Source organism: Rhodothermus bifroesti (assembly GCF_017908595.1).
In the GTDB taxonomy this organism is placed as follows: domain Bacteria; phylum Bacteroidota; class Rhodothermia; order Rhodothermales; family Rhodothermaceae; genus Rhodothermus; species Rhodothermus bifroesti.
Map to the genome: position 1 here is coordinate 376,025 of NZ_JAGKTL010000001.1, position 14,471 is coordinate 390,495.

The window sequence follows — 14,471 nt, forward strand, 5'->3', positions numbered from 1 at the left end:
GGTCGCCGCCATTTCGGTTCAGTCATAGTCCCTCCTAGCGGGACGTGCCCGCCGCGTTGCAGCCCAGCGAAGCACTTCAGCAGCAATGGTTGTTGCTGCATGGGGACGCGCCATACGGCGGGCCGCCTCGGCCATTGTAGCCCGCCGCGCCGAATCGGCCATCAAAGCCTGGACTACCGCCTGCAGCTGCTCGTTCAGCACTGTTTCAGGCAGATGAAGTGCTGCTCCAGCATGGGCCATGCTTTCGGCATTTCGCGTCTGATGATCGGCGGCCACCCGGGTGGCGGGGACCAGAATAGCTGGCGTGCCCGTCACCATGAGTTCACTGCAGGTTAAAGCCCCAGCGCGACACACAACCAGGTCAGCTGCAGCATAGGCCGCTGCCATATCGTCGATGTAAGGCCATAGATGCACCCGATCAGGAAGCGGCTCTAGACGCTCGTGAAGCGCCTTATAATGCCGCGGACCTGCCTGCCAAAGCACATAAAACCTTGCATCTTGCAGCCAGGCCGGAAGCGCCCGAACTACGGCTTCGTTTAGCACCGTGCTGCCCAGGGATCCGCCAAACACGAGCAGCACGCGTGCCTCTAGAGGCAGCTTTAACCGGCGCCTGGCTTCAGCTCGCGACACTTGCCCTAGCGTAGCCCGCACGGGATTACCGCTGAGCACGCAACGCTCAGCTGGGAAATAGGCTTGCGCCTCTGGGAACGCCACAAATACGCGTACTGCCCAGCGCCCTAAGATCCGGTTGGTGATTCCTGGATACGCGTTTTGCTCTTGAAGTACTAAAGGTCGCCGCAGCAAATGCGCCGCCAGTAGTACTGGACCAGATACATAACCACCGGTGCCTACAACCACATCAGGATCGAAGGCCCGAACAAGTTGCAGGCTTTCGTAGAGGCCACGCATGAGCTGCCAAGGCAGGCGCAGCATCTGGGGCGTGGGTCGGCGCGGCAAAGCCGCGGCCGTAATCGAATGGATTGGATAGCCAGCCGCAGGTACGGCGGTCCACTCTAAACGGGCTTGGGTACCGGCAAAGGCAATGACGGCATCAGGACGTTGGGCGCGAAGCGCATCGGCAATCGCCAGCGCAGGGTAAACATGTCCCCCTGTACCTCCACCCGCAAACAACACGCGCGGTGCCACCTTAACGGCAGCCCGCTTTGGCACCCAAACGCTCGGTGTACGCAGCAGCGTGGTCATCCAACCTCTCCTTTTTCCGTTTGCAGAACGATCCGCCGGGAGACGCTCAAAAGGAGTCCGGCCAGCACGCCGTTGGCCACAAGGGACGACCCCCCATAAGAGACAAACGGAAACGGCAGCCCCGTTACCGGTAGTAAACCACAATTTACAGCGGCATGCACCCATCCCTGCAGCACTAAAAGCGTTGTAGCCCCAAAAGCCAGGAAAAATCCTAGAGGATCTGGCGCATGTCGGGCAATACGCAAAAATCCCCGAAGCAATAAGACCGCAAGTGCGGCCAGTAAGCCTAAAGCGCCAATAAAGCCGTATTCTTCGGCCACAATAGCAAAAATGAAGTCGTTATAGGGCGCTGGCAGAAAGTCTCGTTGTACACTTTTGCCCGGCCCCACGCCCGTAAGTCCACCCATAGCGAGTGCAATACGTGCTTGACGGGCCTGATAGCCTTCCCCTTGGGGGTCGAACACTTCTTCGGCCTGCGTGTGAGGGAACAGCTTCACGCCCCAAAATGCCTCGATGCGTGCAGCCCGTTGCGGCGAGCTCAGCAAAAGTAGCACCGCTAGCACCACTCCCGTAGCCGCTAGCCCCCCTAAATGCAGCACTCGTACCCGACCCACAAAACACATCAGCAACGTTCCGGCCGTCAACAGCGCAGCGGTGGAAAGGTTTTCGATGCCAATCAAAACCGCTGTTACGAGGATCCAGAACAAAAGCGGCAGAAAGCCTCGGTCAAATGAGGTGATGTAGGCCTGCTTACGCGTCAAAAGTACCGCAACGTGCAACAGCAGCGCCAGCTCGGCCAGCTCAGAGGGCTGAAAAACTACCGAGCCAATGCGCAGCCAACGCGTAGCTCCACCAAAAGCCACACCCGCCACCTGCACCACCAGCAGCAAACCCAAAGACCCCATCAGCAAGGGAAGGCTCCAGCGCGCTAACCGCCGGTAATCGATGCGGGCCACAACCCACATGGCCCCTACTGCCAACCCAACCCGCACCAGATGGCGCAGCAGCAGTCGATCCGGATCGCCTCCAGCTTTCGTTTCGGCCAGAAACGATACGGCGCTGTAGACGGCAACCACCCCGAAAGCCAGGAGCGCCCCCACAACAAGCTGGATGTAGCGGTCGACGCCAGGTTTAGCTGGCGCCGGCGCTGTTTTCCGACGCTTCCGCGATGCGACAAACGTAGCCATTAGCCTACAAGCTCATTACCAAGCGGCGAAACGTATCGCCACGCTCTTCGTAGTTTTCAAACATGTCAAACGAGGCACAAGCCGGGCTAAGCAGCACAACGTCGCCAGGCTCGGCAAACAAACGGGCATAGCGGATCGCTTCTTCCATGCTTTGGGCCTTGACCGCATGGGGTACTAGGGGTCCTAGCTCCGCCATCAACTTGTCGGCACTCTCCCCAATAGCCACCAAAGCTCGGACTTTCTCGGCTACCAACGGCTTGAGCACCGTGTAGTCGTTTCCTTTGTCCCGCCCGCCAGCGATCAGCACAATAGGGCAGGAGAAGCTTTCAAGCGCATACCAAACCGCGTTGACATTGGTGGCCTTCGAGTCGTTGATATAGCGCACCCCATCAAGCTCGCGTACAAACTCCAACCGATGCGGCACCCCTTCGAAGCTTGCCAAGCTTTCGCGCACTACATCGTTGCGCACTTCCATTACCCGGGCTGCTACAGCGGCCGCAAGCGAGTTGTACAGGTTATGTCGCCCACGCAAGGCCAGTTTGTCCGCATGCATAAGGACTTCCTCCTGCTTGTCAATCCGAAAAACCAGGTACCCTTCGCGCACAAAGGCTCCTGCTGAGAGCTCTTCTTTTTGGCTAAAGCCCAGGATTCGGAGCCCGCGTTTTTGGTGCGCGCGCTCTGCTGCCGACCGGATCAGGACGTCGTCGTGGTTATAGACCAGCACGTCTTGGTCACACTGGTTCGCAAAAATGCGGAATTTGCTCTGTGCATATTCGTTAAAGCTGTAGTTGTAGCGATCGAGGTGGTCGGGGGTCAGGTTGAGCAGCACGCTCACGCGCGGCCGAAACGTCGCCACGTGGTCGAGCTGGAAGCTAGAGACTTCGAGCACTACGACATCGTCGGGTGTCGTATCGAGCACGTAATCGGAAAACGGATATCCAATATTACCGGCCACAATCGTCCGCCGCCCAGACTGCCGAAAGATATGGCCAATAAGGCTTGTGGTTGTGGTTTTGCCGTTGGTGCCGGTTACGGCAACTATCGGTGCTTGGCAAAACCAGGAGGCCACTTCGATTTCGGAATACACCGGGATGCCCGTCCGTAGGGCCTGCACAACCAAAGGAATCGTCGAAGGAACTCCTGGACTTACCACCATCAAATCGGCCTCTAAGGCGCGAACCGTGTGGCCCCCAAACTCGTAGCGCACGCCTAACGCATCGAGCATAGCCTCAAGGCCTGCTGCCGCTGCCTTTTGCTCGGTAAGAAACACCTGCGCTCCGGCCTTGCGCAGCAGCCGCGCTACCGCTAAACCACTACGCGCCCCCCCGACTACCGTCACACGCTTTTTATATAAGGCTTCTGGACGCATCGCTGACCCCGCTTATCGGATACGAAGCGTCAACAGTGTGGCTAGCACAGTCAACGCTGTCACAATCCAAAACCGAATAACGATTTTCGATTCGTGTAGCCCCATGGCCTCAAAGTGGTGGTGCAACGGCGCAATCCGAAACACGCGTCGGCCTTGGCCCGTACGCCACCGCGTATATTTGAAATACGTTGTCTGAAGGATCACCGAAAGCGCCTCTATGAAATAGACTGCCCCCAACAAGGGGAGCAATAATTCTTTTTTTACCATAAGCGCCAGCGTACCCACAGCAGCACCCAATGCCAGTGCACCTGTGTCGCCCATAAACACCTGAGCTGGATAGCCGTTGTACCACAGAAACCCCAGACAGGCCGCAGCCATTGCCGCAGCAAACACGGTCAGCTCACCTGCGCCAGGCAGATACAGGTCGTCAAGAAAGTCGGCTAAAATGGCATTGCCGGAGATATAGGCAAACACCATAAGCCCGGCAGCGACAAAAGCGGTCGTACCCGCTGCCAGACCATCAAGCCCATCGGTAATATTGACCGCATTCGAAACCGCCGTCACAATAAAAATGGCCACCGGTAGATAAACGAGCCAGCCTATATCGACGGACAGCTTTTCGCCAAAGAAGTAGTAATCAAAAACCTTGTCTTTTAGAAAGGGGACGTAGGTGATCGTGTGGATCTCGGCAAACTGGGGATGGAAATACAGCACGCTGCCCACAATAAGACCAAGGCTGACCTGGCCGGCCAGCTTGATGCGGGGCGTAAGGCCACGTTTGTCCCGTTTGACGGTTTTGATATAGTCGTCTACAAGACCGAAAAGCCCCATCCAGGCCGTTGCCAGCAGCGCCAACCAGACGTACACCTCGGCAATTGCTCCCCAGAGCAGCACCGACCCAAGCAAAGCCAGCAAGATGATCAGGCCGCCCATTGTTGGCGTACCGGCTTTGTGGGCATGGCTGATGGGCACGTCGTCTCGCACATGCTCCCCTAATTGCTTTCGTTTCAGCCAGCGAATAATCCGCCGTCCTAAAAACAGCGAAAGCGCCAGCGCCGTCAGCGCTGCCAAAGCTGCCCGTACGGTGATAAACCGAAACACCTGAAAGCCAGGGGGCTCAAACGTAGCTTCTAGGTATTGGAGTAAATAGTAGAGCATGGTCAGGCAAATCCCAAAAGCCGGGCACGCCCCGGCGAATGATGGTATTCGAAGTATTCTTGCACCAACTGGCGATCGTCAAAGGGGATCTTCTCCATACCTATAACCTGGTAGGTCTCGTGCCCTTTGCCGGCCACCAGGACCACATCACCTGGGCGGCAGCGACGCGCTACGGTTTCAATAGCTTTGGCGCGATCTATCTCCCATAAGGCTGCTTCAGGGTGCTGCATACCGCGCCGAATGTCCTCGAAAATCTGTCGCGGATCTTCTGAGCGGGGATTATCGCTAGTGACCACGACACAGTCGGCCAGGCGCTCTGCAATTGCCCCCATCATGGGCCGCTTACCACGGTCCCGTTCTCCACCACAGCCGAAGATGCACCACAACCGGGCCGATGCGGGTTTGATTTCACGAAGCGTGCGCAGCACGTTTTCTAAAGCATCCGGCGTATGGGCATAGTCGACCACTGCTGTTGTGCCATCTGGAAAGGTAAACCGCTCAAAACGGCCTGGCACTTGCGGGCTTTGCGCCAAAACCTGCAGGAGCAGCTCTGGGTCTTTCCCCATCACACGCCCTACACCATAAGCGGCCAACAGATTATAGGCATTAAAGCGCCCTACCAAGGGGAAACGCTGCAGCCGCCCATCGATATTGAGCGTTAGCCCTTCTAAACTGTGGTGGATAATGCGCATGCGCAACTGGGCCTCGGGACACTGGCCATAGCTGAGACAACAGGCCTTGGTGTCGGCTACCATAGCCGGACCATTGGGGTCATCCAGGTTGTAAAGCGCCGTTGCCCGAAAACTGAGTTGATCGAAGAGCTTCTTCTTAGCCCTTAAGTAAGCTTCAAACGTACCGTGATAGTCCAAGTGATCTCGCGTCAGGTTGGTGAACACCGCAATCGAAAACGACAGTCCGGCTACCCGCTCCTGGTCTAACGCATGAGAAGAGACCTCCATCACACAGCTCTTGCAATGCATCCCGGCCATGCGCCGTAGCAAGTAGTTGAGCTCAATAGGACCGGGGGTGGTATGGGAGGCCGGTAGTTCATGCCGCCCAAAGCGATAGCTAATGGTGCCAATCAGCCCAGTATCTTCCCCCAGGGCGTTCAGCATGTGGTACACCAGAAACGCTGTTGTGGACTTACCATTGGTCCCGGTAATGCCAATGAGGCGCAGCCGCCGGGCTGCATTGGCTTGAAACAGTACCGCCAGCAAGCCCAGTGCACGTCGACTGTCTGTAACCTGGAGAAACGTCACGTTTGGGAATTGCGCCTTGAGCGCATCAGGGATCGCTTCGCCCACAACGACCGTAGCGCCACGCTCGATGGCCTGAGGGATAAATCGATGGCTATCTACGTGCTCACCGCGTATAGCCACAAAAAGCCCATTAGCCTCTACTTCCTGGCTGTTGTCAGCTAGGTGCGTCAACACGCGGCGTTCAACAGGTCCTTCAATGGCCCTGAGCAACCGCTCCCGTTCCAGGTATTTAAGTACCTGGGATAGAGGTAAGGGGTGGTGTGGGATAGCTACTGGCATCGCAAGTAGGCTTCTGCGGGTAAAGCAGCTCCTGGGGTTGGCCACTGGGCTACAACACGGCCATGTCCTTCGAGGCGCACGCGGGTGCCATAGGTTTGTAGCCAATAGACCGCCTGACGTGCACTCAGGCCTATCAGGTTCGGCATTTTCGGGGCAAGCGAATCCAGTGCAGCCAACTCAAGTCGCACATCAGTCCTAAGCGGCACCGAATCTGCAGGCGCAGGACGCTGACGTGCTACCAGCAACGGATCCATGGCTGAGGTGCTTACCTCTAGCCCTTCAGCCCATAGGCGGGTTGCTGCAACAGCCATGGGTTGTCCTATCACCGAAGGCACTGGACGCACTGGGCGTTTAGGCAGTTCTTGGGTTAGCGCCATTCGTTCTGCAATTTTCGGGAAAGTGCCAATCCAGCGCTCTGCTACGCGGCGGAAAATCGGCGCAGCCACCTGCCCCCCATAAATGCTGCGTTTAGGTTCATCCAGCACCACAATAAGCGCCACTAGAGGGTCATCAGCCGGGAAAAATCCCACAAACGAAGCCCGATAGGCGCCGCTTTGGTAGCGTCCCCCAACGGCTTTGAACGCTGTCCCCGTCTTACCAGCTACCGGAAGTCCCTCAATATGGGCTGCTTTGCCTGTGCCTTCGTTGACCACGCGTTCAAACACGGGCAGCAACTGCTGTGCTGTTTCGCGCCGGAAAGCCCTTCGGATAGAGTCTGGCCGCATGCGCCAAACCACTTCGCCGGTAAGGGTGCGACGCTCGGCTACGACATAGGGTTGCACCAGTAAACCTCCATTGGCCAAGGCGCAATAGGCCGTGAGCACTTGCAAAGGCGTAGCATCGACCTCATAGCCAATGCTCATCGAGGTCAACGTGGTGCCACTCCATTGTGCCGGGCGCTTCAAGGTGCCCGTTACTTCACCGGGCAGGTCAATCCAGGTAGGCTGGCCAAAGCCCAGGTTGCGCGCGTACTGGTAAAGCACACCCCGTTTCAGCCGGGTAGCGACCTTAGCGATACCTACATTGCTGGAAACCACTAAGGCTTCTGCAAAAGAAATACGGCCGTAGGCATGTACGTCGCGCATCATGCGCCCGCCAAACACTGCCCATCCCGCGCCTGTGTCAATGACTTCATCGAGCGAAGCCACGCCTTGCTCTAGCGCAGCCACGGCGGTTACGAGTTTAAACGTAGAGCCTGGCTCTAGTCGATCTGTGATGGCCCGGTTACGCCGCGCCTCTTCGGATGCAGCGGTAGGTTGGTTAGGATCAAAATCCGGCACGTTGGCTAGAGCCAAGACAGCACCGGTGCGGGGGTCCATAGCGATCGCGGTACCCCAATTGGCACCTGCTTCCCATACGCCGCGCTGGAGCTCTTCTTCTAAAATGGTCTGGCGAATCAGATCGATTGTCAGTACGAGCGTTTGGCCATGCTCGGGTTCAACCACTTCGCCCCCAACCATAGGCTTAAGCACACCCCGGCGATCCCGCTGCACCACGCGGCGTCCGGGGTGCCCTTGCAGATAACGATCATACTGCAACTCTACACCGGCCAGACCTCGCCCATCGGTTCCCACATACCCCAACACATGCGCGGCCAAGCTGCCATAAGGATAGTACCGGCTAAAATGCGGCTCTAAGATCACGCCCGGGATGTCCCAGTGCTCGATTTCTGTTTTTTGGGCTTCACTGAGACCCCGCCAAAGCACGACATAACGTGGGCTTTTGCGCCTAGCGACACGCTGGCGGAAATAAGCTGCAGGCTGACCGGTCAGGCGCGCCAGTCGTTCATAGAGCACCCGAGCCCGGGCTTCGGTAAACCCTTCTTCTTCGGGATCCAGAGCCAGATCATAGCGCGCCACGTTGACGGCCAGAGCCCGTCCCGTCCGATCTAGGATTTCTCCTCGCATCGCCGGGATGGGGACCACTGCCCGTATCTGGCGCTGCCCCTGGGCACGCAGCATCTCGCCTTCCCCTAATTGGATGCGAAGCATTTGGCCTGCGATGGCCAGAGGGACCGCAGCCAACAGGGCCAGCACCAGGTACATCCGAACCAGCATCTGATCGCGCGCTTCCACGGTGCGCTGCAGGACTAAGGGTTAGCGTGAATCACTACTGGACCGTAGGTAAAGCCCTCGGTCAGGCCCAGGGCGCGTGCCCGCTCGTAAATCACGGCTGGGCTGGTGGCACGGTCCAGTTCACCGCGCAGTCGGTTGTAGCGTAGCACGAGTTGCAGCTGCTCGCTCCGCAAACGCTGCACCTCTTCTAGCGCGGCCCGCGTGGCATACACATGACCGACGTAAAGCGTAAAGGCCAGCGCAGCCAACAACACGTAGGCCAGCAGCCGTCGCACGGGCAGCCGCATGCTACCTTCGGGTGCCCAGCGCTCGGCTGGCTGATTGGTGCGTGCAAGCTCCCGCCACGTCGGCCAGCGCACCGCGGTCGGCGACCGTCGGCTGGCACGAGGCCTTGCGGGCTGCCAGCCACGTTTTCTTTGAGCATAGATGGGGCGGTGCGTGGACATAGCACTGCAAGATTTTTAGTCCATACGTTCAGCCAGGCGCAAGCGAGCGCTGCGGGCCCTTGGGTTTGCTGCCACTTCATCGTTCGAAGGCCGAATAGGCCGGCGCGTTAGCGGCCGCCACGGCGCTACTAGTTGTCCATACACGTCACGCACCGGCCTCCCTTCCAAGTTGCCATAGCGCAAAAAGCGCTTGACGCGCCGGTCCTCTAGGGAGTGATAACTGATCACAGCCAGGCGTCCTCCTGGCCGAACGCGTCGCGTGGCAGCCTCAAGTACCTGCTCCAGGGCCTGCAGCTCGTCGTTGACCGCAATGCGAAGTGCCTGAAAAACCCGCGCTAGCGTTTTTGTGGCTTCCTTTGGAGGCACTTCGCGACGGATGATCTCGGCCAAGGCCGCTGTTGTGGTAACCGGACGAGCTTCGCAGATGGCTCGCGCTAGCTTTGCCGCGCGTGGCTCTTCGCCATAGCGCCGCAGCACCTCAGCCAATTCCTGCGGACTCCAGCGCATAAGCAGCTGCTGCGCTGTTGGCCCCTTCGAAGGATCCATGCGCATATCGAGTGGCCCCTCAGCTTGGAAGCTAAACCCTCGCGCCGCTTTATCGAGCTGGTGCGAAGAGACCCCCAGGTCGAGCAAAAGCCCATCGATCAACTCCACCCCCAAGCTATCCAACAGCGCTTCTAGGTCAGCAAAGTTACCTTGAACAAGCCGCAAGCGTCCCTCAGCTAGCGCTTGGGCCAGGCGACAGGCTGCTGCCTCCAGTGCCTCAGGATCTCGATCGATGCCTATGAGCCTTCCTTCAGGCGACAGCGCCTCCAGCAGCGCAGCCGCATGCCCTCCGCCGCCAATCGTAGCGTCGACGTAGCAGCCGGCCGGATTGGTCACGAGGCCTTCGACGACAGCCTTATAAAGAACAGGCACGTGGTAAGCCGTGCCATAGTTATGTGTGGCGTGCGGCGCGTTCACACCCCCATCACCTGTTCTGCCAAGGTTTCATAATCAGCCGGTTGCGCATTCACGTACTGGTCGAAGACCACTGGATTCCAAATTTCTATATGGTCTAATGCGCCAATAATCAGCGCCCGGTCTGTGATATCAGCATACTCCATGAGCGGCTTAGGCAACACAATGCGCCCCTGCTTGTCCAACACGACTTCTTCAGCCCAGCGTAAAATGAGCCGGACAAAGTCGCGCACTTCGCGATGATACAAGTTGAGCGACATCATTTGGGCCTCCATGTGCGCCCAACGGTCGAGCGGATAAGCAAAAATGCACCGCTCAAAACCGCGCGTCACCACAAACGTCCCTTTGGCCTCTGGCTTTAAGACCGCCCGCATTTTGGCTGGGATAGCTACCCGGCCTTTCTCATCTACCGCGTATTCTGCCTGTCCTTTAAAGCCCGCCATCTAAAGGTTGCTGCATCTTACGCCGAGGCATGGGACAATTCCCCACTTTTCCCCACCGCGCAGATAAGGTATAGCATTTTTTCAAAAAGTCAAGATATTACGCAGTTAAAAGAAGGTTTTCTTTTCCTTAGAAGACCAATTGCAGCTCTTTTTTGTGCGGTTTTTTGCTAATTCTATAGGATAGGTGAAAATATTTTCAGTATGTCTACGGGCTTGGTAAAAATATTTTCACCCCCTATCTTTGCCTGCAAAGCGTCATGGAATGCCATGAAAGGACGCCTGACTGCCCGACAAAACGAGGCCTACGAATTCATTCGGGCTTATCAGCGCCGGCATCATAAACCGCCCACGCTTCAAGAGATCGGCGAAGCCTTAGGCATTCGCTCAACTAACGGCGTTTTCAAGCTGCTTCAGACCTTAGAAAAAAAAGGGTACCTGCGCCGAGACCCTGGTGCTGCGCGCGGACTGCACCTGCTCGACAGCGAAGACCCGTTTGCCCTGACTGAGGCGGCCCCTTCTATCCCTGTGATTAGCCGAACAGCCAGCCATGAACCCGAGCGTCTGCGCCAGCGTCCTTCTGGTTTTTTATCGGTCGATCCATTCTTCTTACCTCGTGGCCTGGACCCAGACGCTTGCCTGATCGGACGGGCGGGCGACGACGGCATGAGTGGTGATGGCATCTTTAAAGGGGATTTGCTGCTTATTGAAGAAACCCCCTGGCGCCAGCTTGCCAATCGGGAGCTGGTGGCCTGCCTGATCGGTGAGTTGCTTTTGGCCCGACGCTTTGTATTTGCCAACAACCGAATTCATCTGCAGCCGGCCAACCGAACATACCTCGAAGAAATTTTTTCGCCTGAAGATCCGAGCTGTTACGTTATTGGGCGTGTGCATGCCGTATTTCGCCGCCTGGCATAAAACCCTTGTTCAAACCCTTGATGCTTCAGATATTCCTGCGGCTAAAGACAAAGCCTGCTTATGATCGTGCTGGACAGGTACTTTCACCTCACCGAACAGAAAACCACCGTAGTCACTGAACTTCGCGCAGGGGTAGCCACGTTTCTCACGATGGCCTACATCCTCCTGGTCAATCCGCAAATCCTTGCCGAAGCCGGACTACCACCCACCGATGTGGTACGGGCTACAGCCCTGGCTTCGGCAGCAGCCACGCTGATCATGGGTCTGTGGGCTAACTACCCTTTTGCGCTTGCCCCCGGCATGGGACTCAACGCCTACTTTACCTACGGCGTCGTCCAAGGCCTGGGAGTTAGTTATCCAGTAGCGCTGGCCGCTGTATTTGTAGAAGGGCTCCTGTTTCTCGCTTTAGCGCTCAGTGGTCTTCGCGGCGCCATCATTCGAGCTATTCCTCATGCCCTGAAGGTAGCCACCTCAGGGGGTATCGGATTGTTTTTAGCAATCATTGGCTTTCAGCAGGCCGGCATCATTGCCGACAGTCCGGCAACGCTTCTCACACTAGGCGTGCTCACCCAACCGGAAACGCTACTTGCTCTTGGAACGCTGGTCCTTATGGGGGTCTTGCTCGTGCGCCGTGTACCTGGAGCCTTGCTTTTAGGCATTTTGGCGGCTACGGCTACGGCCTGGCTTACAGGCCTAAGCCCTTTTCCTGAGCGCTGGGTTCAACTTCCTGGACTTCCACGCGAAACGCTTGCTGCGTTTGACTTTAGCACCTTGTTTACAGCCAAACTCTTTGGCGTCGTCGCAGCGTTCTTCTTTGTTGACTTTTTTGACACTGCTGGAACGCTCATGGGAATTGGACGGCTGGGCGGCTTTCTAGATGCGCAAGGCGAGTTAAAACGTGCGCGGGAGGCGTTTGCAGCAGACGCCGCAGGGACTACCCTGGGTGCGCTACTTGGCACCAGCACCGTGACCACGTATATCGAATCGGCTACCGGCATCGAAGAAGGAGGGCGCACAGGGCTAACGGCCGTCGTGGTCGCGTTGCTCTTTCTGCTATCTTTGTTTTTGACACCAGTTTTTACCGCCGTTCCTGCAGCCGCTACAGCCCCAGCGCTCATCTTAGTAGGAGCCTTTATGATGCGAGCGCTAGCCGAGCTGGACTGGCGCAACCATGAAGAGGCTATCCCAGCTTTTCTTACCATCACGGCCATGCCGTTTACGTATTCCATCGCCAACGGCATTGCTTTCGGGTTGCTGGCCCATGTGCTTTTGCAACTTTTGAGCGGACGTGCCCGCACGCTGCACCCATTGCTGTACGTGCTAGCTGTGCTCCTGGCCCTTTATTACGCCTTAGGATTTCACGCCTAAAGCATCTTGGCCGAAGCCAGGCGCAGCGTTTTTTGCCGACGTGGCGGACGTGGCGTGCGCAGCTGCCCTTGCTCCCGAGCATATTCCACACAGGCCGCTACAAACGCTGCAAAGAGTGGATGCGGCCGCCCCACGGTCGACTTGTATTCTGGATGAAACTGCACGCCAATAAACCAACGATGCTCAGGGAGCTCGATGATCTCTACCAGGTCGCGCTCCAGGTTTAGCCCAGTAAACTGCATGCCGTGCTCGAGCAGCTTGTAACGCAGCACGTTATTTACTTCATAGCGATGGCGGTGCCGCTCGCGCACATCCGAAGTGCCGTAAATTGCACGCACCCGAGAACCTTCCACCAAGTGACAATCATAAGCCCCTAAACGCATGGTCCCCCCCTTGTCGGTAATCCTTTTTTGCTCAGCCATCAAGTCGATTACCGGGTGCGGCGTGTCCGGATCGAATTCCGTCGAGTGCGCATCGTGCCAACCGCATACATTTCGAGCAAACTCAATTACGGCACATTGCATCCCCAAACAAATGCCCAAAAACGGCACGTTGTGCTCACGAGCATAGCGTACTGCTTCAATTTTGCCTTCAATGCCCCGCTCCCCAAAACCCGGAGCTACCAAAATGCCTGATACATCTCCCAGCAGCTCAGCTGCCCGCTCACGGGTGATTTCTTCAGAAAGCACGAGTTTGACATCCACCTGCACGCCATGCTCCGTTCCGGCCAGCACAAAGCTTTCCATGATCGACTTGTAGGCATCTTGGTGCGTAACGTACTTGCCTACTAAAGCGACACGCACGGTAGCGGTAGGATTTTTGAGCCGGCGCAAAAATTCGATCCAGTCCTCCAGCTTGGGTGGATGCAGACGCCGCCGCCCCTCTTCCTCAAAAAGCCGCTCAATGACAATCGCGTCCAGCCCTTCTTCGTGAAGTAGCAACGGCACCTCGTAGATAGACTCGGCATCTAATGCGGCCATGACCGCACGGGGCTCTACGTTGCAGAACAACGCCAGCTTGCGCCGCAAATCAGCATCAAGCGGATACTCAGAGCGGCAAACCAGAATGTCGGGCTGCAGCCCATGCGAGAGCAAGGTTTTAACCGAATGCTGTGTTGGCTTGGTCTTAAGCTCTCCAGCCGCCTCTAAATAGGGAACCAGCGTAAGATGAATAATGAGCGTATTGCGCGTGCCCAGTTCATAGCGAAGCTGGCGGATGGCCTCTAAATAAGGCTGGCTTTCGATGTCGCCCACCGTCCCACCAATTTCGGTAATGACCACATCGTAGTCCCCCGTCTCGCCTAGCTTAAGCATCCAACGCTTGATTTCGTCGATGATGTGCGGCACCACTTGCACGGTCTTCCCCAAATAAGCCCCTGCCCGTTCTTTGGTGATCACTTCCAAGTAGATGCGACCGGTGGTAACGTTGTTGGCCTGACTCGTAGGTCGCCCCAAGAAACGCTCATAATGTCCCAAATCGAGGTCGGTCTCTGCCCCATCTTCGGTCACGTACACCTCGCCATGCTCATAGGGATTCATGGTGCCGGGATCGACGTTAATGTAGGGATCTAATTTTTGGATAGTCACCCTTAGGCCGCGCGCCTCAAGCAGGCGTCCCAGTGAAGCGCAAACGATCCCTTTTCCCAGCGATGAAGTTACCCCTCCGGTAACGAAAATGTACTTGCTCGGCATAAGTAATCGGCTGGATGGCTTATGGCAGGCGTTCTAGGGGCGCCGACAACGTAGGGACAGGCCCTATCAAGATACGCTAAAGTCTATATTGGGATCAACGCTTGCTATGGATTCTCCG

At 57.0% G+C, this 14,471-nt stretch carries 12 protein-coding genes; 2 read left to right on the forward strand and 10 right to left on the reverse strand.

The features are described from left to right. Nucleotides 1-18: 18 nt before the first annotated feature. From murG to mraZ, 9 genes are read right to left on the reverse strand one after another with little or no spacing between them, the layout of a single operon-like run. Entirely contained in the window at nt 19-1,203 is a 1,185-nt protein-coding gene (murG, locus tag J8E65_RS01510; protein WP_210373627.1) for an undecaprenyldiphospho-muramoylpentapeptide beta-N-acetylglucosaminyltransferase, read from the reverse strand. Continuing rightward, nucleotides 1,200-2,390 (reverse strand): FtsW/RodA/SpoVE family cell cycle protein, encoded by a 1,191-nt coding sequence (locus tag J8E65_RS01515; RefSeq protein WP_210373628.1) that lies wholly within the window; start codon nt 2,388-2,390, stop codon nt 1,200-1,202. The genes murG and J8E65_RS01515 overlap by 4 nt, the downstream gene beginning before the upstream one ends. 4 nt (nt 2,391-2,394) lie before the next feature. After that, entirely contained in the window at nt 2,395-3,759 is a 1,365-nt protein-coding gene (gene murD, locus J8E65_RS01520) for a UDP-N-acetylmuramoyl-L-alanine--D-glutamate ligase (protein ID WP_210373629.1), read from the reverse strand. 12 nt (nt 3,760-3,771) lie between these two features. After that, nucleotides 3,772-4,917 (reverse strand): phospho-N-acetylmuramoyl-pentapeptide-transferase, encoded by a 1,146-nt coding sequence (gene mraY / locus J8E65_RS01525; protein WP_210373630.1) that lies wholly within the window; start codon nt 4,915-4,917, stop codon nt 3,772-3,774. Between the two features lie 2 nt (nt 4,918-4,919). Then, the gene (locus tag J8E65_RS01530) at nt 4,920-6,455 is read right to left on the reverse strand and encodes a UDP-N-acetylmuramoyl-L-alanyl-D-glutamate--2,6-diaminopimelate ligase (protein WP_210373631.1); all 1,536 of its coding nucleotides are present in this window, start codon (nt 6,453-6,455) and stop codon (nt 4,920-4,922) included. Continuing rightward, nucleotides 6,446-8,512 carry a penicillin-binding transpeptidase domain-containing protein gene (locus J8E65_RS01535; RefSeq protein ID WP_210373632.1) on the reverse strand — a complete coding sequence of 689 codons (2,067 nt, stop codon included), beginning with the start codon at nt 8,510-8,512 and terminating at the stop codon, nt 6,446-6,448. The genes J8E65_RS01530 and J8E65_RS01535 overlap by 10 nt, the downstream gene beginning before the upstream one ends. A 32-nt stretch (nt 8,513-8,544) precedes the next feature. Further along, on the reverse strand, nt 8,545-8,976 hold the full coding sequence (locus tag J8E65_RS01540; protein WP_210373633.1) for a hypothetical protein: 432 nt from the start codon (nt 8,974-8,976) through the stop codon (nt 8,545-8,547). Between the two features lie 15 nt (nt 8,977-8,991). Then, entirely contained in the window at nt 8,992-9,939 is a 948-nt protein-coding gene (gene rsmH / locus J8E65_RS01545; RefSeq protein WP_210373634.1) for a 16S rRNA (cytosine(1402)-N(4))-methyltransferase RsmH, read from the reverse strand. Further along, nucleotides 9,936-10,379, reverse strand: a complete 444-nt coding sequence (gene mraZ, locus J8E65_RS01550) for a division/cell wall cluster transcriptional repressor MraZ (protein ID WP_210373635.1) — start codon at nt 10,377-10,379, stop codon at nt 9,936-9,938. The genes rsmH and mraZ overlap by 4 nt, the downstream gene beginning before the upstream one ends. A gap of 267 nt (nt 10,380-10,646) precedes the next feature. Here mraZ and J8E65_RS01555 point away from each other — a divergent pair, with 267 nt between their 5' ends. Both J8E65_RS01555 and J8E65_RS01560 read left to right on the forward strand, forming a co-directional pair. After that, a complete protein-coding gene (locus tag J8E65_RS01555) occupies nt 10,647-11,294 on the forward strand; it encodes a LexA family protein (RefSeq protein WP_210373636.1) in 648 nt (215 codons plus the stop codon). A gap of 60 nt (nt 11,295-11,354) precedes the next feature. Further along, the gene (locus J8E65_RS01560; RefSeq protein WP_210373637.1) at nt 11,355-12,662 is read left to right on the forward strand and encodes an NCS2 family permease; all 1,308 of its coding nucleotides are present in this window, start codon (nt 11,355-11,357) and stop codon (nt 12,660-12,662) included. Here the strand turns inward: J8E65_RS01560 and J8E65_RS01565 are convergent. Continuing rightward, on the reverse strand, nt 12,659-14,353 hold the full coding sequence (locus tag J8E65_RS01565) for a CTP synthase (RefSeq protein ID WP_210373638.1): 1,695 nt from the start codon (nt 14,351-14,353) through the stop codon (nt 12,659-12,661). The two genes, J8E65_RS01560 and J8E65_RS01565, sit on opposite strands and share 4 nt — an antisense overlap. Between the last annotated feature and the right edge of the window lie 118 nt (nt 14,354-14,471).